Source organism: Dactylosporangium fulvum, assembly GCF_025137375.1.
Taxonomy (GTDB): Bacteria; Actinomycetota; Actinomycetes; order Mycobacteriales; family Micromonosporaceae; genus Dactylosporangium; species Dactylosporangium fulvum.
The window spans coordinates 9,889,448-9,908,877 of sequence record NZ_CP073720.1 but is presented as its reverse complement, the minus strand read 5'-3'; the positions used below and the strand labels follow the sequence as shown (position 1 = coordinate 9,908,877).

The 19,430-nt window shown below is 70.5% G+C and carries 21 protein-coding genes; 14 read left to right on the top strand and 7 right to left on the bottom strand.

Annotation, left to right across the window (positions count from 1 at the left end; genetic code table 11):
• Window positions 1-2: 2 nt before the first annotated feature.
• From Dfulv_RS45620 to Dfulv_RS45570, 11 genes are all read left to right on the top strand, one after another.
• Window positions 3-929, top strand: a complete 927-nt coding sequence (locus Dfulv_RS45620; protein ID WP_259860043.1) for an aldose 1-epimerase family protein — start codon at window positions 3-5, stop codon at window positions 927-929.
• A gap of 9 nt (window positions 930-938) precedes the next feature.
• On the top strand, window positions 939-1,556 hold the full coding sequence (locus Dfulv_RS45615; protein ID WP_259860042.1) for a nitroreductase family protein: 618 nt from the start codon (window positions 939-941) through the stop codon (window positions 1,554-1,556).
• A gap of 67 nt (window positions 1,557-1,623) precedes the next feature.
• Window positions 1,624-1,914, top strand: coding sequence for a type II toxin-antitoxin system VapB family antitoxin (locus tag Dfulv_RS45610; protein WP_259860041.1), 291 nt, complete (start codon window positions 1,624-1,626; stop codon window positions 1,912-1,914).
• A gap of 69 nt (window positions 1,915-1,983) precedes the next feature.
• Window positions 1,984-3,150, top strand: a complete 1,167-nt coding sequence (locus Dfulv_RS45605; protein WP_259860040.1) for an acyl-CoA dehydrogenase family protein — start codon at window positions 1,984-1,986, stop codon at window positions 3,148-3,150.
• A gap of 103 nt (window positions 3,151-3,253) precedes the next feature.
• Window positions 3,254-4,039: a DUF4230 domain-containing protein gene (locus tag Dfulv_RS45600; protein ID WP_259860039.1), complete on the top strand. Its 786-nt coding sequence runs from the start codon at window positions 3,254-3,256 to the stop codon at window positions 4,037-4,039.
• A 159-nt stretch (window positions 4,040-4,198) separates the two neighbouring features.
• A complete protein-coding gene (locus tag Dfulv_RS45595; protein ID WP_259860038.1) occupies window positions 4,199-5,518 on the top strand; it encodes an ABC transporter ATP-binding protein in 1,320 nt (439 codons plus the stop codon).
• Window positions 5,519-5,573: 55 nt separating this feature from the next.
• Window positions 5,574-6,608, top strand: a complete 1,035-nt coding sequence (locus Dfulv_RS45590) for a hypothetical protein (protein WP_259860037.1) — start codon at window positions 5,574-5,576, stop codon at window positions 6,606-6,608.
• Window positions 6,609-6,635: 27 nt separating this feature from the next.
• Complete coding sequence (locus Dfulv_RS45585) at window positions 6,636-7,100, top strand: DUF4442 domain-containing protein (protein WP_259860036.1); 465 nt, start codon at window positions 6,636-6,638, stop codon at window positions 7,098-7,100.
• 124 nt (window positions 7,101-7,224) lie between these two features.
• Window positions 7,225-8,700 carry a glycoside hydrolase family 3 protein gene (locus Dfulv_RS45580; RefSeq protein WP_259860035.1) on the top strand — a complete coding sequence of 492 codons (1,476 nt, stop codon included), beginning with the start codon at window positions 7,225-7,227 and terminating at the stop codon, window positions 8,698-8,700.
• Window positions 8,701-8,761: 61 nt separating this feature from the next.
• On the top strand, window positions 8,762-9,496 hold the full coding sequence (locus tag Dfulv_RS45575; protein WP_259860034.1) for an LppX_LprAFG lipoprotein: 735 nt from the start codon (window positions 8,762-8,764) through the stop codon (window positions 9,494-9,496).
• The gene (locus tag Dfulv_RS45570) at window positions 9,483-10,991 is read left to right on the top strand and encodes an MFS transporter (protein ID WP_259860033.1); all 1,509 of its coding nucleotides are present in this window, start codon (window positions 9,483-9,485) and stop codon (window positions 10,989-10,991) included. The genes Dfulv_RS45575 and Dfulv_RS45570 overlap by 14 nt, the downstream gene beginning before the upstream one ends.
• Here Dfulv_RS45570 and Dfulv_RS45565 read toward each other — a convergent pair.
• Together Dfulv_RS45565 and Dfulv_RS45560 are read right to left on the bottom strand one after the other, a co-directional pair.
• Window positions 10,982-11,317 (bottom strand): DUF6401 family natural product biosynthesis protein, encoded by a 336-nt coding sequence (locus tag Dfulv_RS45565; RefSeq protein WP_259860032.1) that lies wholly within the window; start codon window positions 11,315-11,317, stop codon window positions 10,982-10,984. The genes Dfulv_RS45570 and Dfulv_RS45565 overlap by 10 nt on opposite strands.
• 88 nt (window positions 11,318-11,405) lie before the next feature.
• Window positions 11,406-11,606 carry a PspC domain-containing protein gene (locus Dfulv_RS45560; protein WP_259860031.1) on the bottom strand — a complete coding sequence of 67 codons (201 nt, stop codon included), beginning with the start codon at window positions 11,604-11,606 and terminating at the stop codon, window positions 11,406-11,408.
• A 186-nt stretch (window positions 11,607-11,792) separates the two neighbouring features.
• Between Dfulv_RS45560 and Dfulv_RS45555 the strand changes: the two genes are divergently transcribed.
• Both Dfulv_RS45555 and Dfulv_RS45550 read left to right on the top strand, forming a co-directional pair.
• The gene (locus Dfulv_RS45555) at window positions 11,793-12,503 is read left to right on the top strand and encodes a CAP domain-containing protein (protein WP_259860030.1); all 711 of its coding nucleotides are present in this window, start codon (window positions 11,793-11,795) and stop codon (window positions 12,501-12,503) included.
• Window positions 12,504-12,657: 154 nt separating this feature from the next.
• Window positions 12,658-13,857, top strand: coding sequence for an esterase-like activity of phytase family protein (locus Dfulv_RS45550; protein WP_259860029.1), 1,200 nt, complete (start codon window positions 12,658-12,660; stop codon window positions 13,855-13,857).
• A 91-nt stretch (window positions 13,858-13,948) separates the two neighbouring features.
• Here the strand turns inward: Dfulv_RS45550 and Dfulv_RS45545 are convergent, their stop codons facing one another.
• Window positions 13,949-14,272: a DUF6401 family natural product biosynthesis protein gene (locus tag Dfulv_RS45545; protein ID WP_259860028.1), complete on the bottom strand. Its 324-nt coding sequence runs from the start codon at window positions 14,270-14,272 to the stop codon at window positions 13,949-13,951.
• A 106-nt stretch (window positions 14,273-14,378) separates the two neighbouring features.
• On the opposite strand from Dfulv_RS45545, the gene Dfulv_RS45540 reads away from it, so the two are divergent.
• Window positions 14,379-14,828, top strand: a complete 450-nt coding sequence (locus tag Dfulv_RS45540) for a DUF6328 family protein (protein ID WP_259860027.1) — start codon at window positions 14,379-14,381, stop codon at window positions 14,826-14,828.
• A 703-nt stretch (window positions 14,829-15,531) separates the two neighbouring features.
• Here the strand turns inward: Dfulv_RS45540 and Dfulv_RS45535 are convergent.
• Genes Dfulv_RS45535 through Dfulv_RS45520 form a run of 4 tightly spaced genes read right to left on the bottom strand, consistent with a single transcriptional unit; the run spans window position 15,532 to window position 19,420 of the window.
• Complete coding sequence (locus Dfulv_RS45535; RefSeq protein ID WP_259860026.1) at window positions 15,532-16,470, bottom strand: SRPBCC family protein; 939 nt, start codon at window positions 16,468-16,470, stop codon at window positions 15,532-15,534.
• A complete protein-coding gene (locus tag Dfulv_RS45530) occupies window positions 16,454-17,617 on the bottom strand; it encodes a vWA domain-containing protein (protein ID WP_259860025.1) in 1,164 nt (387 codons plus the stop codon). The genes Dfulv_RS45535 and Dfulv_RS45530 overlap by 17 nt, the downstream gene beginning before the upstream one ends.
• Window positions 17,601-18,464 carry an AAA family ATPase gene (locus Dfulv_RS45525; RefSeq protein ID WP_259860024.1) on the bottom strand — a complete coding sequence of 288 codons (864 nt, stop codon included), beginning with the start codon at window positions 18,462-18,464 and terminating at the stop codon, window positions 17,601-17,603. Before Dfulv_RS45525 ends, Dfulv_RS45530 begins: the two co-directional genes overlap by 17 nt.
• A complete protein-coding gene (locus Dfulv_RS45520; protein ID WP_259860023.1) occupies window positions 18,464-19,420 on the bottom strand; it encodes an XdhC family protein in 957 nt (318 codons plus the stop codon). The genes Dfulv_RS45525 and Dfulv_RS45520 overlap by 1 nt, the downstream gene beginning before the upstream one ends.
• Window positions 19,421-19,430: the final 10 nt, after the last annotated feature.

The following is a 19,430-nucleotide window of genomic DNA, read 5'->3' as shown; positions in this document are numbered from 1 at the left end:
CCATGGACACCGCGCAGCTTTCGCTCGCCCCTTCAGGTACACAGTGGACGATCGCCTCGGGCGGCCACGAGGCCGTCATCGTCGAGGTGGGCGGTGGTATCCGCAGTTATACCGTCGACGGCGAGGACGTCGTCGCCGGTTTCGCCGAGGACGAGCGTTCGATCGGCTCCGCCGGGCAGGTCCTGGCGCCGTGGCCTAACCGGATCCGCGACGGGCAATACTCGTTCGGCGGCGAGCACCACCAGTTGCCGCTCACCGAGCCGGAGCGGCACAACGCCATCCACGGTCTGGTCAACTGGGCCCGCTGGCGGCTCGTCGACGCCGCACCCGACAGCGTCACCGTCGAGCACGACCTGGTGCCGCAGCCCGGGTACCCCTGGCCGCTGCGCCTGCGGACCACCTGGTCGGTCGGCGACGCCGGCCTGCGCGCGTCGCACGAGGTGACGAACGTCGGCGGGACGGCGGCGCCGTTCGGCCTGGCCACCCACCCGTACGTGATCATTCCTGGCGTCCCGGTCGACGACCTGACGCTGCGCGTGCCGGCCCGCAGCCGGCTGCTGACCGACGCGCGGCTGTTGCCGATCGGCGCGGCGCGGGTCGCCGGCAGCGAGTACGACTTCACGGAGGGGCGCCGGCTCGGCAGCACCGTCCTGGACACGGCCTTCGGTGAGGCGGACACGGACGCCGAGGGCGGCTCCCAGGTGGTGGTCACCGCTCCCGACGGGCGCGGTGTCACGGTCTGGGCCGACTCCTCCTTCGGCTGGTGGCAGATCTACTCGTCGGACACGCTCCCGGCCGGCCGCCTGCGCAAGGCCCTTGCGATCGAGCCGATGACCTGCCCTCCCGACGCGTTCCGTTCGGGGCGTGACGTGGTGACCTTGGCTCCGGGCATCTCCTGGCGCGGCACCTGGGGGATCCGCACGATCTAGTCTCACCTCGTGGAACTTTCCGAGGTGATCCGCCGGCGGCGGATGGTGCGCAACTACGACCCTGACCGACCGGTCCCCGCGGAGCTGGTCGACAAGCTGCTCGGCTATGCCGTGCACGCCCCGTCGGCCGGCTTCTCGCAGGGCTGGGAGTTTCTGGTGCTGACGTCGCCCGAGGACCGTGCGCTGTTCTGGTCGGTCACCACGCCCGAGGACGCCCTGCCGTCGGGCTGGCTGGAGGGCATGGGCCGCGCGCCGGTGATCATCGTGCCGCACAGCCATCGCGACGCGTACCTCGATCGGTACGCCGAGCCGGACAAGGGCTGGACCGACCGCGACGAGGCCCGCTGGCCGGTGCCCTACTGGCACATCGACACCGGCATGGCCAGCCTGCTGGTCCTGCTCGGCGCGGTCGACGAAGGGCTGGGCGCCTGTTTCTTCGGCATCCCGCCGTCACGCACGGAGGCGTACCGGTCGGCGTTCGAGGTGCCCGACGCCTACACGCCGATCGGCGCCGTCACTCTCGGCTACCGGGCGGGGGACAAGAAGTCCCCGTCCCTGAAGCGGGGCCGTCGCACCTCGGAGACGGTCACTCACCGTGGTCGGTGGAGTACCAGGACCGATTTGTGACCTCGCGCGAGCCGGGAACTGTCGTACGGGGTCGGTACCCTGGCACGGTCAGGGGGGTGAAACGTTCATGATCTTCAAGGCGGTCCGCGACGGTCGGCCTTATCCGGAGCATGGGCTGACGTTGAAGCAGTGGTCCGAGATTCCTCCGCGGCCGGTGCGCCTGGACCAGCTCATCACCACCAAGCGTGAGCTGGCCCTGGACAAGCTGCTCGCCGAGGACTCGACGTTCTACGGTGACCTGTTTCCGCACGTGGTGCAGTGGGAGGGCGGCCTCTATCTGGAGGACGGTCTGCACCGCGCCCTGCGGGCGGCACTCCAGCAACGCACGTCGATCCACGCCCGGGTGCTGGTGGCGTAGCCGCCCGGCATGCCGAGCATGCCGGGCGGGTGGCGGTCGTCGAACATGAACGGTCCTAAGCTGTGAATCGTGACAACCCGACCGCTGGACCTGCTCGACGTTGATGCCCTGCACTCCGAGGAGGAGCTGGCCATCCGCGCCGTCGTGCGCAGGGTGGTCGACGACCACGTGCGGCCGAACGTGGCCGAGTGGTATGAGCAGGGCCAGGTCCCGGTCCGTGAGCTGGCACGAGAGTTCGCCAAGGTCGGGCTACTCGGCATGCACCTGCACGGATACGGATGTGCCGGGGCGAGCGCCGTCGCCTATGGGCTGGCCTGTCTTGAGCTCGAGGCCGGCGACTCCGGGGTGCGCAGCCTCGTGTCCGTCCAGGGGTCGCTCGCCATGTTCGCCATCTGGAAATTCGGGTCGGACGAGCAGAAGGACGAGTGGCTGCCGCGCATGGCCGCCGGCGACGCGATCGGGTGCTTCGGGCTGACCGAGCCCGACCACGGCTCGGACCCGGCCTCGATGAGCACGAAGGCGCGGCGCGACGGGAGCGACTGGATCCTCAGCGGAGGCAAGATGTGGATCACCAATGCGCCGGTCGCGGACGTCGCGGTCGTCTGGGCGCGGACCGAGGACGGGATCTCCGGCTTCGCGGTGCCGATGGACACGCCCGGCGTGACCGCCCGCGAGGTGCGCCACAAGCTGTCGCTGCGCGCGTCCTGCACCGGCGAGATCGTCCTCGACGACGTGCGGCTCCCGGCGAGCGCCCAGCTGCCGGCGGCCCGCGGGCTCAAGGCGCCGCTGTCGTGCCTGACCGAGGCGCGGTACGGGATCGTGTGGGGCGCCCTCGGCGCGGCCCGCGACAGCCTGCACACCGCACTCGACTACGCCGGCGCGCGGGAGCAGTTCGGCCGGCCGATCGCCGGCTTCCAGCTCACCCAGGCCAAGCTCGCCGACGCCGCCGTCGAGCTGCAGAAGGGCTACCTGCTGGCGCTGCACCTCGGGCGGCGTGCCGATCAGGGCGTGCTGCGGCCCGAGCAGGTCAGCGTGGGCAAGCTCAACAACGTGCGTGAGGCCCTCGCGATCGCCCGGCAGTGCCGCACGGTCCTCGGCGCCAACGGGATCAGCGCCGAGTATCCCGTCATGCGGCACGCCGCCAATCTGGAGACGGTGCTGACCTACGAGGGCACGTCGGAGATCCATCAGCTGGTCATCGGGCAGGCGTTGACGGGGATCGCCGCGTTCTCCTGACGCGGGTGGGGTGAATCGTCGACGAAGCGTGCTGAGATCGACTCGCAACGTTTTGCGGACGCCCTTACCGTGTGAGGGAGAAGAGCCTCCCGAGGAGTCCAGCATGGCCCGCAACGATGAGAACGGCGCCTCCGTGGAGGCGCCGAAGGAGCCCAAGACCGCGGAATACCCGGAGGTCACCGGCCCGCGGACCGATCCCGTCGAACCCCGTCCCGACAAGGAGCCCGTCGTCCCGGTCAAGGCCGGTGGCGGCACGATGCGCGGGCTCTTCTGGTTGGTCGCCACCATCGGTCTGGTCGTCGCCGTGGTCCTCGGCGCGAAGACCGTCGGGCTCTTCCCGGAGCTGAAGAACCCGTTCGCCCAGGAGCAGACCGATCGCAGCGGCCCAGCCCTGCTCAAGTCGGTGCAGGACCTGAGCCAGTACGTCGCGGCCGAGGGCAACTTCGAGGTCATCGTCGATGTGCAGAAGGACCGCAAGTACATTCCGGACTTCCTGCTCAACGAGCGCATCCTGTTCGTGGCGGCCGGCTCCGTCGAGGTGTACGTCGACTTCGCGAGCATCGGTCAGGGCGCGGTGAAGGAGTCCGAGGACCGGCGCTCGGTGGAGATCACACTGCCCGCGCCGCAGCTTCGGCCGGTGCGGATCAACAACGAGCGCAGCTATGTCTACTCCGAGGAGCGCGGCGTCTTCAACCGCATCGGTGACGTGTTCAACTCCGACCCGAACCGGCTCCAGGAGGTGTACAAGCTCGCCGAGCAGAAGATCGGCGACGCCGCCAAGCAGGCCGACCTGGGCAAGCGCGCCGAGGAGAACACCCGCCGGATGCTCCAGCAGTTCCTGGGGGCGCTGGGCTACACCTCCGTCACCGTGCACTTCCCGGCGGGCTGATCGGGCGTTCCGACTAAAGGTTCCGTAACAGTAGTTACGCGGTAACACGGTGAACACTGGTCATTTACCCGATGGACCAAGTTGCGTGCCCCTCATCACAGTATTTGACTCGGGGTAACTGGTTGATCCGCGATCTGCTGACCTGGGGCGGAGGTGACGGTGGCTACCGTCGCACTCAAAGATGTGATGAAGGTGTTCGCCGACGGCACCGTTGCTGTCGACCGAGTGAACCTCGACGTGGGACAGGGCGAGTTCATGGTGCTCCTCGGTCCCAGTGGTTGTGGCAAGTCGACGCTGCTGCGGATGGTGGCCGGCCTCGAGGACCCCACCTCGGGCGCCATCGTCATGGACGGCGAGCTTGCCAACGACCTTCCGCCGCGGGAGCGGGGCGTCGCCATGGTCTTCCAGGACTTCGCGCTCTATCCGCACATGACGGTCGGCGAGAACATCGGCTTCCCGTTGCGGTTGTCCGGTGTCGAGGCCGAGCCCCGGGCGGAGCAGGTCGCCGAGGTGGCGAGCGCGCTCGGCATCGGTGACGTGCTCGCCCGCAAGCCCGGCCAGCTCTCCGGTGGCCAGCGCCAGCGGGTGGCGATGGGCCGGGCGATCGTGCGGCGTCCGAAGCTCTTCCTGATGGACGAGCCGCTGTCCAACTTGGACAGCGGCCTGCGGGCCGAGCTGCGCGCCGAGATCTCCGGCCTCGTGCGCGAGCTGGGCGTCACGACGATCTACGTGACGCACGACCAGGCCGAGGCGCTGACCATGGCGGACCGTGTCGCCATCCTCCGCAAGGGTGTCCTCCAGGACGTCGGCACCCCGACGCAGGTGTACGGCCGACCGGCGACGCTCTACGTCGCCGCCTTCCTCGGCAGCCCCCGCATGAACCTGCTCGAGGCCGAGGTCTACGTGCACCTCGACCGGCACATCGCCCTGCACATGGGCGACCAGGTCCTGCACCTGCCGTGGAACGACCTGCGCTCGCGCCAGGTCGCCCACTTCCACGGCGAGCGGATCGTCATCGGCGTCCGGGCCGAGGCACTCACCCCGGTGCCCGACACGACGAGCGGTGACGTCCTGCGCGGCCGGATCCGGTACCTCGAACACCACGGCCACGAGTCGCTCGCGTTCCTCGACATCGGCGCCACCGCCGTGATCGTCGACGAGATCGGCAAGCCGCCCACCGACGTGTCGATCAACGGCGGCGGCCTGCGCCGCTTCGTCAGCCGGTTGACCGGCCGGGGCGGTGGGTCGAGCGACGCGGAGCTCGTGGGCGCCGGCGTCAACGGCCGCGGTCCGCGCCGCGCGAACGAGAGCGTGCTGAGCGACCCGGGCCGGCACCACCGCCGCCCCGCGGAGCTCGCGGTGCGACTCGCGCCGTATCCCGCAGTCACTCATGGTCACCCATTGACGGTCGCTGTGCGCATGGAGGCACTACACTTTTTCGACGAAAGGGGACAGCGCATCGATGTGGGGTGGCGCTGAGTGACCTGGCTCGCGTAGCCTGCGTCGAACTTCGACGGAGTAGGGGGAAGCTCCGATGGCGACTCACGGCGAGCCCGGCGGCGGGCTGCTCATCATCGAGCGGATTCTGCGCGACCGGGATTCGATCTGGCGACAGATCGGCGAGGAACGTGATCTCGGCAAGCTCACACGACAGATGCTCTACAGCTCCGTAGTGGCCCTGGCCTGCTACGGAGCCGTGCTTGGCGCGTCCAACAGCGTGGCACAGGCCGGATTGTCCGCGCTCAAGCTGCCGCTGCTGTTCCTGACCACCCTGGCCATCTGCCTGCCCACGCTCTACCTGTTCAACCTCGTCTTCGGTGCGCGGTTGCAGGTGAAGCAGGCATTGGCGCTGGTCATGGTGACGATCACCGTCACGTCGGTGTTGTCGCTCGCGTTCGCGCCGATCAGCCTGTTCTTTCTGATCACCGCGTTCAGCTACTCGTTCTTCAAGATCCTGAATGTGGGGATCCTGACGCTCGCCGCCTTTGTCGGCCTGCGGTTTCTCACCGTCGGCATGCGCACGCTCAACGAGCACACCGCGGCGATCGCTGCCGCCAAGCGCCGGCAGCGGGAGGGGCAGGAGCGGGCCGCGGCGGCCACGCTGGCCGCGCTCGAGGCCCCCGCGGAGAACGTGCCGGTGTCGCCGGCCCCGGCCGGTGCTCCGGCGGACGGGGAGGGCAACGATGACGGGGAGTTGGTGCCGGCGGCCGTCCCCGCGATGAGCGGCAACGGCGCGGCGCCGCAGGCGGCCGTGCTGCCCCAGCCGGTCCCGGCGCATCCCGGCCCACCGTTGCTGATGCCCGACGGGCGCTACGCCTACCCGATCCCGCACGTCGCGCCGCAGCCGCCGGTGCGGCCGGCGCCCCAGCAGCTCCCGCCCGGCGAACGTCCGGCGAGCATGGCCCTGCTCAACGTCTGGATTCTGCTGTTCGGCTTCGTCGGCACCCAGCTGGCGTGGACGCTGCGGCCGTTCTTCGGTGAGCCGCACCAGAAGTTCGAGGTCTTCCGCAAGATCGAGGGCAACTTCTACGTCAACATCGTCCACGCGATCGCCGACCTGTTCACCTGAGTTGCTACTGGCCGGTAACATCCCGGCATGACTGTTGACGCCAAGGCCCTCGCAGCGGGGCTCACGTCCGCGGTGCCGTTCGCGCGCACCGTCGGCATCGAGATCGTTGACGTGACCGTCGGTGGCGACGGCATCCGTGCCGTCGCCACGCTGCCCGACGAGGAGCGTCTACACAACCATGTCGCCGGGCCACACGCTGGCGCACTGTTCGCCCTGGGGGAGACTGCCTCCGGGGCGGTGGTGATGGCCGCCTTCGGCCCGCACCTGGCGCTCGGCACGCCGCTCGCGGTCCGGGCCGACATCGCCTACAAGAAGCTGGCCGTCGGGCCGGTCCGGGCCACCGCCACCCTCGGTCGCGGCGTGGACGAGGTGCTGGCCGAGCTCAGCAACGGCGAGCGCCCCGAGTTTCCGGTGACGATCGAGATCACGCGCGCCGACGGCGCCGTGACGACCGAGATGACGGTCGTCTGGACGATCCGTCCGCACCGCTGACCGCCCGTATTTTGGCCGCCCGGCGGGTAATACGGTAAGGCTGGTGTTAACTACTGGAAGGTTTCTTGACTATTACTGAGATGTGATGTGACCATTCTCGCCAGGTGAGAAGGGTGGTTCACGCATGGATGCAAGCACGGGGGTCGATCTGGTCGGCATGGCGGATGCCGTGCTCCAGCCAGGTTTCATTGGCAAAGAGCCACCACCGTGGCTACGCCGCCGCCTCGCCGAAGGGCTGGGCGGCGTTGCACTCTTCGCTCGCAACGTCGTCGACCGCGACCAGGTCGCGGAGCTGACCGCGGCGTTACGCGCGGAGAAGCCCGACGTCATCGTCGCGATCGACGAGGAGGCCGGCGACGTCACCCGGCTCGACGCGCACAACGGCAGCCCCTGGCCGGGCAACCTCGCCCTCGGTGCGATCGACGACCCGGCGCTGACCCGCGAGGTCGCCCACCATCTGGGCCGCGACCTGGCCGCCGTGGGCGTCACGTTCGACTACGCGCCCGACGCCGACGTCAACTCCGACCCCAACAACCCGGTCATCGGCTCCCGCGCCTTCGGCGCCGATCCCGAGCGGGTCGCTCGGCACACCGCCGCCTGGATCAGCGGGTTGCAGGAGGCCGGCGTCGCCGCGTGCGCCAAGCACTTCCCCGGCCACGGCAACACCAGCGTCGACTCGCACCTGGACGTGCCGATCATCAAGGCGAGCCGGGCCGACCTCGAGGCGACCGAACTCGTGCCGTTCCGGGCCGCGATCGACGCCGGGGTCATGGCGGTCATGAGCGCCCACCTGCGGGTCCCCGCCATCGACCCCGACCTGCCCGCCACACTGAGCCGGCGGATCATGACCGACCTGCTGCGCGGCGAGCTGGGCTTCGACGGCCTGATCGTCACCGACGGCATCGAGATGCGGGCCGTCTCCGACCGGTTCGGTATCGCGCGGGCCACGGTCATGGCGATCGCCGCGGGCGCCGACGCGGTCTGTGTCGGCGGTGACCATGCCGACGAGGAGACCGCGACGATGCTCCGCGACGCCGTGGTCGAGGCCGTCCGTGCCGGTGAGCTGTCCGAGGAGCGCCTCGCCGACGCCGCCGCCCGGGTGGCGCGGCTCGCCGCCTGGTCGGTCGCGGCGCCGAAGGTGGCGCCGGACCCGAGCGCGGCCGGCCTCGGGCTCTCCGCCGCGCGGCGGGCACTGCGGATCAACGCACCCGACGCGGTGTTCCCGCTCGCCGCCAACCCGTACGTGATCGAGTTCCAGCCGCAGCTCAACTTCGCCATCGCGCCCGAGACGCCGTGGGGCGTCCTTGCGCCGCTGGTCGAGCTGCTGCCGGACACCGCCGGTGTGCGCCTGACGTCCGAGGCCGGGCTGTCCGAGGCGTTGGAGGCGTCGGTCGGCCGGCCGCTCGTCCTGGTCGTCCGGGATCCGCACCGGTACCCCTGGATGGCCGACGGCCTGCGCGCCTCCCTCGCCGTGCGTCCCGACGCGGTGGTCGTCGAGATGGGGGTGCCCGCCGACCCGCGCGGCACCGTCCACATCGTGACCTTCGGCGCGACGGCCGCCTCGGGCCGCGCGGTGGCGGAGCTGCTGGCAGGGCGGTGACCCGCGCGCACCCTGAGCGCGCGCACAGCCGCCGTTGCCCGGGGCGGTCTAGCATGCCGGTATGTCCCGCACCCAGACCCGCCCCGGGGTCCTCCTCGCCGGTGTCGCCGCTCTTGCCGCGGTGCTCGTCGCTCTCACCGGCTGCACCAGCAAGTCCGACAAGAAGGACGGCACGGACGCGGCGGATGCCAACCTGCCGGCCGCCGAAGGGCTGCTCAAGGAGTCCGCGGCGGCAATGGGCAACATCAAGACCGCCAAGTTCCTCATCACCGCCGACGGCACGATCGCCGGCGTGGCCCTCAAGCGCGCCGAGGGTGTGCTGACCAGGGAGGGCAGTGCCCAGGGCACCGCGCAGGTCGAGCAGATGGGGACCACCGCCGAGCTGTCGTTCACGATCGTCGGGCAGACCGTGTGGCTGAAGGGCGCGACCGGCGGCTACCAGCAGCTCCCGCTGGCCCTTGCCGCCTCCGTCTACGACCCGTCGGCGATCCTCAACCCCGACAAGGGCATCGCCAAGGTGATCGGCACGGCCACCGAGGGCAAGACCGAGGCCGCCGAGTCGGTCGAGGGCCAGGACACCTACCGCGTCTCCGCGAAGTTCCCCGCCGAGCACCTCTCCAACGTCGTGCCCGGGGTCACCGGCAGTGTGCCCGGCAAACTGTGGATCGCCAAGGACGGCAAGCGGCTGATCAAGGCGACGTTCGACCTGCCCGCCGTCGGCGACGCGAAGGGCGGCACGGTCATCGTGACCTTCAAGGAGTTCGACGCGACCGTGAACATCAGTGCTCCGAAGTGAGCCGGTAGCGCCGGCCGTGACGGCGCCGCAGCCGCGGCGCCGTCTGGCCATCGGCGTCGGCGGCGCGGCGGTGCTGCTCGCCGCGCTCGACGCCTACGTGGTCGTCGGCGTGCTCACCGACATCCTCGACGCGCTACACATCGCGGTCAACCGGCTGGAACGGGTGACACCGGTCGTCACCGGGTTCCTGCTCGGGTACATCGCCGGCATGCCCTTGCTCGGCTCGCTCTCCGACCGCTTCGGCCGGCGGCCCGTGATCGTCGCCTGCCTGCTGGGGTTTGCGGCCGGTTCGGCGCTGACCGCGGCGTCGGGCGACTCGATCTGGCTGCTGGCATCCGGCCGCGCTGTGCAGGGCCTGGCCGGCGGCGCGCTGCTGCCGGTGACGCTGGCGCTGGCCGGGGACCTGTGGGCCGAGCACCGGCGGGCCACGGTCCTCGGCGCGGTCGGCGCCGCACAGGAGCTGGGCAGCGTGCTCGGCCCGCTCTACGGCGTCGGAATCGCGGCGTGGCTGGGCTGGCGGGGCATCTTCTGGCTCAACCTCCCGCTGGTCGCGATCGCGATCGTGCTCGTCTGGGTGGCGCTGCCGGGCGGGTCGGCCGGCAGCCGCACCGCAAAAACCGATCTCGTGGGCGGCACGCTCCTGGCGCTGGTGCTGGGCGCGGCGGTCGTCGCGTTGTACAACCCGGATCCCGAGCGGTCCGTCCTGCCGCCGTGGGGGCCGTGGACCCTGGCCGGCGCGGCCGCCGGGGCGGTGCTGTTCGTGCTGTGGGAGCTCCGCGCCCGTACGAAGCTGCTGGACCTCACCGACGTCCGCAAGGGACCGTTCTTCGCCACCCTCGGAGCGAGCTTCTGCGCCGGGGCCGCGCTCATGGTGACGCTGGTCGACGTGGAGTTGGTCGCGCAGACGCTGCTCGGCAAGTCCGGCGTGCAGGCGACGCTCGTGCTCACTCGGTTCCTGGTGGCGCTGCCGGTCGGCGCGGTGCTGGGTGGATGGCTGGTCGCCCGGCTCGGCGAACGGTGGGTGACGGTCGGCGGGCTGGTCGTCGCCGCCGCCGGATACTTCATGATCGCCGACGGGCTGTCGTCCCGCGCCCTCGACGTGCACCTGGTGATCGCCGGGTTCGGCCTCGGGCTCGTCATCGCCCCGCTGTCCGGTGCCGTGCTCCGCGTGACCCCGGGCGGCCAGCACGGCGTCGCGTCGTCGGCCGTGGTGGTGGCCCGGATGATGGGCATGCTGATCGGTGTGGCGGGGCTGACCGCCTGGGGCCTGCACCGCTTCCACGAGCTGACGGCGTCGCTGGACTTCCCGCTCGTGTTCGGCAAGCCCGCCGACGAGCAGCGCCGGCTCATGGACGCCTACGCGGCGGCCCTGCAGGACGCGCTTCGCACGGAGTACCGCGAAATCTTCCTGATCACCGCGGTCATCTGCCTGCTGGGTGCCGCGTTCGGCCTGCTCCTCGGCGGGAGACGGGTGTCGCGGCCGGCTCAGAGGTAGCCGGTTGAGCGGGCCAGGGCGCAGACGGCCACCAGACGGAGGGTCGGCCACTCCGCCCTCGCCCAGTCCAGCTCGGCGATCGGCGGCAGCTGCCACTCGGCCTCGATCAGCGCGTCGCGCACGCCGGTCGCATACCCCGCGAGCGCGACGACACTCGGCCCGCGTTCGGGATCGCCGAGCGCGTCCCGGACCGCTGCCGCGTGCTGGTCTATGGCGGCCCGCAGTCCGGCGGACGCGGCGGCGGCCTGCAGGCCGGCCTCGCCCAGCCAGGTCATCAACCCGTTGAGCGTCGCCCGTGCCGCGGTTTGGCGGGTGGCTTCGGCCATGTCTCTGAACATGCCGTCGACTTCGGTCACGCCAACCGCCGGATGACCCCGATACCCGGGCCGCACCCCGCTCGACCGGGGAAGCAACTCAGCCGTAGCTGCGGACCTTCGACTCGTTCGGCATGAGCACCCACAGGACGAGGTAGACGACGAACTGCGGGCCCGGCAGCAGGCACGAGATGATGAAGATCAGCCGCATGATGTTCGGCGAGAGGCCGAACCGGCGAGCGAGACCCGCGCAGACGCCGGCGATCCAACGGTTGTCACGGGGCCTGACGAGACTGGACATCACTGAACTCCTTCATCGATGTGTACTTCAACGGTAGAAATGCCCGCGCCGCCCGCCCTCCAACCTTTGACCGAACTTCACGTGCCGGACCACTAGGGATTCGTCCGCACGGGTATCGAGTTGGTTGCCGAGCGTTGCGTCCCGGTTGAGCTCCTCACCGTCGGCGTGACGCGCCCGATGCCAGGTGTGTCCAAGCCCCTGACGGAAGGCACACTCATCGTGACCCGGTTCGCCCGCCGCGCCACTGCCATCGCCGCCGCCCTGGTGGTTGCCCCTCTCGGCCTGACGCTCGCCGTCACCGCCGTCGCCTCCGCCGCACCCGTCGCGGTCACCACGGTCCAGGCGGCCGGTGCGACGCTCTCGGACGGCCTCACGGCCGCCACGAAGGCGACGCCGAAGAAGAAGAAAAAGAAGAAGACGACGAAGGCGAAGAAGACGACCCCGGCGCCCGCCAAGCCGACCACCCCGACCACCCCGGCCACCCAGCCGGCCCCGGCCGCCCCGAGCGACCACAGCGCCCTGGAGAACCAGGTCGTCACGCTCACGAACAACTACCGCACCGCCAACGGCTGCGGCGCGCTGCGCATCGACAGCCGCCTGGTCGCCGCCGCGCGGGCACACAGCACCGACATGGTGTCGCAGAACTTCTTCTCGCACACCGGCTCCGACGGCAGCAACTTCGTCCAGCGTGAGGCCCGTGCCGGCTACACGACCGGCGCCTCGGCCGAGAACATCGCGTGGGGCTACCGCACCCCGCAGGACGTCGTCAACGGGTGGATCAACAGCTCGGGACACCGGGCCAACATCCTCAACTGCTCCAGCGTCGCGGTGGGCGTCGGTGTGGCGTACAAGGCCGACGGCACCCCGTACTGGACCCAGGACTTCGGTCGCGTCTAGAGAGGTCTTGCGACGGTTCCTGCGGCCGGTGGGCGTCACCCTCGTGGCGCTCGCCGGCCGCGGTTCCGGCGGGTAGGCGCCTACATGCGCTGATCGGGCAGATGACACAGAAAATCCAGGTCCGGTTCACGACGCTTTCCTAGCGTTGCGCATCATGGGAAACCTTCGACGAGTCGGCGTCGGCCTCGGCCTCGGCGTCCTCACTCTTGCCGTCGCCGCCCCCAGCGCCTCCGCGCACGGGCCGTCCGGCCAGACCTTCGGCCGGGCCACCCTCACCGGCTGGGCCGCGCTGCCGGCGGCCACCTTCGTGCCGGCGAGCGAGCCGTCCGGGTCACTGCTCGGCGGCACCCCGTCCAACGGCATCACGCCGCCGTTCGACGACCAGCCGGTCCAGGGCTTCAGTGGCATCGTCCGCAACGGTGACGGCACGTTCGAGGTGCTGTCCGACAACGGCTACGGCAACAAGGCCAACAGCGCCGACTTCGTGCTGCGCATCCACCGCGTCGGGCCGGACTACGGCACGAAGACGGTCGACGTGCTCGGCGGCATCAACCTGACCGACCCCAAGGGCTACGTCCCGTTCCCGCTGACCCGCGCCGACCGGGTGCTCACCGGCGCCGACTTCGACGTCGAGTCGATCCAGCGGGCCAAGGACGGCTCGTACTGGATCGGCGACGAGTTCGGCCCGTACCTGCTGCACTTCGACCGGGCCGGCCGCCTCCTCCAGGCGCCGATCCCGCTGCCCGGCGTGCGCGCCCCGGAGAACCCGCTCGGCAACCCGAACCTGCCCAGCAGCAAGGGCTTCGAGGGCATGGCCCAGTCGCCCGACGGCAAGAAGCTCTACCCGCTGCTCGAGGGCGTTGTCGCCGGCGACCCGGCGGGCGCGCTGCGGTTCAACGAGTTCGACGTGGTGAAGCAGCAGTTCACCGGCAAGCGGTACACCTACCAGCTCGAGGACCCGGCCAACGCCATCGGCGACGCGATCGCCGTCGATGAGGACCGCTTCCTGATCATCGAGCGGGACAACGGCCAGGGCGACACGGCGAAGTTCAAGCGGATCTACCTCGCCGACAAGCGGGACCGCAACCGCGACGGCAAGATGGACAAGACGCTGGTCGCCGACCTGATGAACATCGCCGACCCCCGTCACCTGGGCGGCAGCGCCGACGTCTTCACCTTCCCGTTCCAGACGATCGAGGACGTCGTGCTGCTCGACGACCGCACGCTCGGCGTGGTCAACGACAACAACTTCCCGTTCTCGAGCGGCCGGACCGCCGGCAAGCCCGACAACAACGAGTTCATCACCATCCGCCTGACCGACAGCCTGCACCCGGACAAGCGCCTCCTGAAGTAGCCCGTCGATCTTGCGCTTGTGGTGCCTCGACACTCCCGGGATGCCGGGTTTGTCAGGCACCACAACTGCATGATCAACGCGGCCGGAGGTGTCAGGAGTGGACGAGCGTGCAGACCGCGAGCAGGCGGAGCATCGCCCAGCTCGGCTGGGACCAGTCCGCCAGGGCGTCGCCTGCCTCACGGGCGGCGTCGCGGATGGCGGCCGCATAGCCGGCCAGCGCCACCGGGTCGAGCAGCGTGCCGCCGAGTGACTCGCGGATCGAAGCGGCGTGTTGGTCGACGCGCGCCAGAAGGTCCGGGCGGGCCGCCACCGCCTCGCGGCCGGGGCGTCCGATCGTGGTGGCGAGCTCCGTGAGGCCGGCCCGGGCGATCCAGGCGCGCCGGCCGGCGGTCAGCTCATCGAATGGGGCACTCACGCCCGTGACCATAAGCCGATCACGCGACGCAGCGCAGCCCCCCACGGGCCGTTTGTCGGCCGATCGTCAGGTTCGATCCGTTGTTTCGTTGGGTATTTGCACCCGTATGGCGGATCGCGATGAGACCCCTGATGAGCGTTTCGACCGTAATTGGAATGAGTTGCTCCAGGAGCTACGGGTTGCTCAGACCGGTGTGCAGATCCTGTTCGCCTTCCTGTTGACCTTGCCGTTCAACCAGCGATTCGACACGATCACCGACGGGCAACGTGCAACGTACATCGCCACGATCATCCTGACCTCCCTCGCCAGCCTCTGCCTCATCGCCCCCGTGAGCCACCACCGCATCCTGTTCCGGCGCGGGCGCAAGAAGGAGCTCGTCGAGGCGAGCAGCAACCTGGCCGGGATCGGCCTGGTATTTCTCTGGTTGTCGATCGTCGGCGCGGTGTTCCTGATCTTCGAGGTCGTCGTGGCCACGTCGTGGGCGATCGCCGTCGCGATCGCGCTGGCCGTCGCGTTCATTTCGGTCTGGTACCTCTATCCGGCCTTCAAGCGGTAGCGTCTATCGAGAAGGGTTGACGCCTTCCGTATGCCGAGCCAGGGTGGGAGCGCTCCCAATTCCCTTCCGCCAAAGGGGATGTCCATGCAGCGTTCTTTACTCGCCGCGGCCGCGGCTGTGAAGGCATTTGTCAAGAGGTGCCGGGGCCGCGCACCCAGCCGTTCCCTGGTGGTGTCGGGCTGCGGTGCCGTGCCCTGGCGGTGCCGGGCTACGGCGTCCGTGGCCCGTGGTGCGGGGTGGCCGTGCTCCGTGCCTTGCCCGACCCGGGTTCCTTGGTCATCGGAAACGTCTGGCTGCCCAGGAGCCTGTTGCGCAATTCGAATCCCTCACGCGTCAACCCCGACAACCGCGCTGATCTTGGAGTTGTGGTCCTTGACAAATCCGGACAAATTCGGAGGTTCATGGCGCCACAACTCCAAGATCGGCGCGTAGTTGGGCCGCCAACGCTGTCCCAGCGAATGACGCAACAGGCTCCCAGGCAACCCGAAGTTTCCCTTGATCTACCAACCGCAGCCGCACCACCCAGCCAGGCCCAACCGCCGCACCCGTGATCGCGAACGTATCGCGATCACGGCCACAAACCGGCCGGAACCCGCTCGGCAAACCCCGCGATTCACAGATCGCGGACGTTCCGATGTCCTGGAGGCCACTGAAACGTCCGCGATCACGAATCCGACTGACGGTTGCCCCTGATCAAGGATCGCTAGACCAGCCAGATCACCAGTGCGACAACCACGGCGACGAGGACAACCACCGGGACGGCGATCTTCACGAGAGTGCCGGTGCCGGCGATCTTCGTCAGGTCGACGGCCTCCGCCTCGGGGCCGTTGATGACCCGGACCTCGGGCTCGGGTGCCACGGCGGCGGCCTGCTCGGCCGGGGCGGTGGTCGCGCCGGCGGCGTCGGGTGCGGTCGGGGTCGGCAGGACGGTGGCCACCTCGGCGACCTCCGCCGATTGGTGCACCTCGGCCGGCGTTGCCACCTCGGCGGCGGTGTCGGCAGCCACGGCGGAAGGCGCCGTCTCGGTCGCGGGAGCCGTCTCGGTTGCGGGGGCCGTCTCGGTTGCGGGGGCCGCCTCGGTCGCGGGAGCCGCCTCGGTTGTGGAGGCCGTCTCGGCCGTGGGAGCCGCCGTGGCTGCGGGAGCCGCCTTGGTCGTGGGAGCCGCCGTGGCTGTGGGAGCCGCCTCGGCTGAGGAGTCCTCCGCCGTCAACTGCTGCTCCAGGTTTTGCACGAACTGCGTCAACAGCTTGGTGCTGATGTCGCCGATCGTGCTGCGGCCCATCTGCGCGAGCGGGCCGGCGATGCTCAGGTCGGTCTCCACCTGGACGCGGGTCGAGGTGCCCTCGTTGTGCAGCACCGCCGTCACCAGCGCCGACGCGCGGCCCTTGCCGCTGGCGTCCCGGCCCCGCGCCTCGATCACCGCGCGGTGGGCGGCGGCGTCCTGCTCCTTGAAGACCGCCGTTCCCGAGAATGCTGCCGTCATCGGGCCGACCTTGACCTTCACCTTGCCGTGGTACTCGTCGCCGCGGACCTCGGTCAGCTGCGCGCCGGGCATGCACGGCGCGATCCGCTCGATGTCGGTGAGGACCGCCCAGGTCTGGTCGATCGGGCGGGGAACGACGAACTCATTGGTGAGCAGCATGGGGGGCACTCCCTTGTAGAGCGTCGAGGAGGGGTTGGAGCGCGGCCAGCGAATGCGCGCTGACCACGGCGTCGCAGTGCGGCCAGGCGGCGGCCATCCCGCCGACCAGCGGTTGGTAACGGGGGCTCTGGGTCCGGGGGTTGACCCAGACGATCCGGTGCGCCAGCCGGGCGAGCCGGGCCATCTCGCGCCCGACCTGGGCGGGATCGCCGGTCTCCCAGCCGTCGGAGACGATCAGCACGACCGCGCCGCGAGCCAGGCCGCGCCGTCCGTACTGGTCGTTGAACTGCTTGAGCGCCGCGCCGATCCGTGTCCCGCCGGACCAGTCGGGTGCGGCGCGCCCGGCGCGTTCCAGCGCGACCGCCGGCCGGGTGCGCGCGAGCACCTTCGTCAGCCGCGTCAGCCGCGTGGCGAACGTGAACACCTCGGCGCGGGAGGTGCCTGCCGCGCAGTACAACAGCTGCAACATCGCCCGCGCGTAGGGCTCCATCGAGCCGGAGATGTCGCACAGCGCGACCAGCCGGCGGGGTTTCATGCGGGGCGACCGCCGGGTCAGCCTGAGCGGCTCCCCGCCGGTCCGGCGCGCACGGCGCAGCGTTGTTCGAAGATCAAAAGACTTTCCCTGATGTTGTACCGCATGTGTCCGCCGGCTGCGCCGCAACGGTGTCGCGATCGCGAGGCGCCGCATCAGGTCGGCGAGCAGCGCCAGCTCCTCCGGCGACAGGCCGGCGAAGTCGCGCCCGGCGAGCCGTTCCGCCGCACTGCCCACAGTGGACACCGGCGCCTCGACCGCACGCTCGGGCTCCGACGTGGAGGGCCGGTCGGAGACCGACGGCGTGCCGCCGGACTGGGTCGTGGTCGAGCTGCCGGTCATGCCCGGCGCGTTGGGGTCGCCCCGCTCGTCCGCCGGATCGACGTAGCCGCGGAAGACGGCGTCGAAGACCCGGTCGAGGATCTCGAACTGCTCGGGGTTGCAGGTGAGCGTGGCCCGGGCGCAGCGGTGCAGCTCGTCCGTCGACTGCGGACGCAGCAGCGTGATCGCGCGGGCGAACCGCTCGCTGCGGTCCGGCCCGACCGGCAGCCCGGCGTCGTGCAGCGCGGCACCGAAGCCGGCGACGAGCGAGGCGAGGTCACCCCGCAACGACATCCGCCAACCCCGTCCGGCGGGCCACCTCCTCGTCCTCCCGATACTTCAGGACGGCCCCGAGCGTGACGTCGGCCGACTTGTCGTCGAGCGGCAGGCCGAGCAGGCGCAGCGCGTTGGTCCAGCTGATCGCCTCGGCGACGCCCGGCGGCTTGGTGAGGTCGAGGGCGCGCAGCCGGGAGACCGCGCCGGCGACCTGCGCGGCGAGCAGCTCGTCGGCGCCGGGGACCCGCTGGCGGATGATGGCGGCGACCCGTGGGGCGTCGGGGTAGCCGATCCAGTGGTACAGGCAGCGGCGCAGCAGCGCATCGTGCAGGTCGCGGGTGCGGTTGGAGGTCAGCACCACGATCGGCGGCACGACGGCGGTCCGGGTGCCCAGCTCCGGAATGGTCACCGAGCCCTCGGCGAGCAGCTCGAACAGGAACGCCTCGAACTCGTCGTCGGCTCGGTCGACCTCGTCGATCAGCAGCACCGCCGGGCGCGGGCCCGGGTGCTCGATCGCCGCGAGGAGGGGCCGGCGCAGCAGATAGTCGGGGGTGAAGAGGTCGGCCTCCCGCGGCACCTCACCGCGCGCTTCGGCGAGCCGGATGCCGAGGAGCTGGCGCGGGTAGTTCCACTCGTAGAGGGCCTCGGCGGCGCTCAGCCCTTCGTAGCACTGCAACCGGATCAGCGGTGTGTCCAATGTGGACGCCAGGGCGCCGGCGGCGGCCGTCTTCCCGACGCCGGGCTCGCCCTCCAGCAGGATGGGTTGCCCGAGTCGTACGGCCAGGAAAAGCGCCGTCGCGAGCGCCGGATCGGCGAGATATCCCTGCTCGGCCAGGCCGTCGACCAGTTCGTCGATCGACTCCATCAGAGGTACCGGGCCGGGTTGTCGGCGAACGCGCGTCGGCAGCCGGAGCCGCAGAAGTAGTACTTCGTGCCCTCGTGCTCGTACTGCAACGCGTCGGGCACGACCGCCACGTCCATGTCGCAGACCGGGTCCTTGGCGACGGCGACGGCGGGCACGGGCTCGATCAGGGGCAGCAGCCGGCGCGGCGCCTCCCGCGGCGCCCGCTGCTCCGGCGCCTGCTGGTCGGGCGGCGGCGCGGTCTGGCGGGGCCGGCTCGCGATGACCTCGGCCAGCACCGACAGTGCGATCTCGGGTGCGGTGCGGGCGCCGATGTCGAGGCCGGCGGGCGCGTGGATGCGCGCCTTCTCGGCGTCGGTGAGCGGTAGCTCGGCCAGCACGGCCAGGGCGCGCTTGCGGCTGGCGACCAGCGCGACGTACGGGATGCCGGCCTTCACGGCGGCGGTGAGGATCTCCACCTCGTCGCGGCCGTGGGAGGCGACCACCACGGCGCCGGCGTCGAGCGGGATCGGGGTCTCGGCGTCGGGCGCGCGGAAACCCGTCCAGCCGACCGCCGTGGCGACGTCGGCCAGGGCGCGCGCGACGGGCGCCTCGCCGTAGACGAAGACCAGCGGTGCCGGGATCATCGCCTCCAGGAAGATCTCCAGCGTGCCGCCGGACAGGCACGGGTTGGCGACCGTGAGCAGCCCCTCGGCGCCCGGGCGGTCGTTCCCGGTCGTGTCGTCGGGCGTGATGCGGAGCAGGGCCGACTCGCCCGTCTCCAGGAGCCGCAGCCCCTGGAGACGGACGGTCGACTCGGCGCAGGTCCCGCCGACGAACCCCTCGATCGTGCCGTCCGGCAGCACCAACGCGCGGTCACCGGCCTTGGCGCTCGTCGGGCGCTCGGCTCGTACCACTGTCGCGAGAACGAACGGCGTCCGGCCTTCACGAAGCTGGTCGGCGCGGCTGAGGAGGTTCATCTGCGGGTTC

Excerpts from the sequence above, each read along its gene's own strand:
- Dfulv_RS45620 (WP_259860043.1), top strand. The coding sequence starts at position 3 with ATGGACACCGCGCAGCTTTCGCTCGCCCCTTCAGGTACACAGTGGACG.
- Dfulv_RS45610 (WP_259860041.1), top strand. The coding sequence starts at position 1,624 with ATGATCTTCAAGGCGGTCCGCGACGGTCGGCCTTATCCGGAGCATGGG.
- Dfulv_RS45600 (WP_259860039.1), top strand. The coding sequence starts at position 3,254 with ATGGCCCGCAACGATGAGAACGGCGCCTCCGTGGAGGCGCCGAAGGAG.
- Dfulv_RS45590 (WP_259860037.1), top strand. The coding sequence starts at position 5,574 with ATGGCGACTCACGGCGAGCCCGGCGGCGGGCTGCTCATCATCGAGCGG.
- Dfulv_RS45585 (WP_259860036.1), top strand. The coding sequence starts at position 6,636 with ATGACTGTTGACGCCAAGGCCCTCGCAGCGGGGCTCACGTCCGCGGTG.
- Dfulv_RS45580 (WP_259860035.1), top strand. The coding sequence starts at position 7,225 with ATGGATGCAAGCACGGGGGTCGATCTGGTCGGCATGGCGGATGCCGTG.
- Dfulv_RS45575 (WP_259860034.1), top strand. The coding sequence starts at position 8,762 with ATGTCCCGCACCCAGACCCGCCCCGGGGTCCTCCTCGCCGGTGTCGCC.
- Dfulv_RS45565 (WP_259860032.1), bottom strand. The coding sequence starts at position 11,317 with ATGGCCGAAGCCACCCGCCAAACCGCGGCACGGGCGACGCTCAACGGG.
- Dfulv_RS45560 (WP_259860031.1), bottom strand. The coding sequence starts at position 11,606 with ATGTCCAGTCTCGTCAGGCCCCGTGACAACCGTTGGATCGCCGGCGTC.
- Dfulv_RS45550 (WP_259860029.1), top strand. The coding sequence starts at position 12,658 with ATGGGAAACCTTCGACGAGTCGGCGTCGGCCTCGGCCTCGGCGTCCTC.
- Dfulv_RS45540 (WP_259860027.1), top strand. The coding sequence starts at position 14,379 with ATGGCGGATCGCGATGAGACCCCTGATGAGCGTTTCGACCGTAATTGG.
- Dfulv_RS45535 (WP_259860026.1), bottom strand. The coding sequence starts at position 16,470 with ATGCTGCTCACCAATGAGTTCGTCGTTCCCCGCCCGATCGACCAGACC.
- Dfulv_RS45530 (WP_259860025.1), bottom strand. The coding sequence starts at position 17,617 with ATGTCGTTGCGGGGTGACCTCGCCTCGCTCGTCGCCGGCTTCGGTGCC.
- Dfulv_RS45525 (WP_259860024.1), bottom strand. The coding sequence starts at position 18,464 with ATGGAGTCGATCGACGAACTGGTCGACGGCCTGGCCGAGCAGGGATAT.
- Dfulv_RS45520 (WP_259860023.1), bottom strand. The coding sequence starts at position 19,420 with ATGAACCTCCTCAGCCGCGCCGACCAGCTTCGTGAAGGCCGGACGCCG.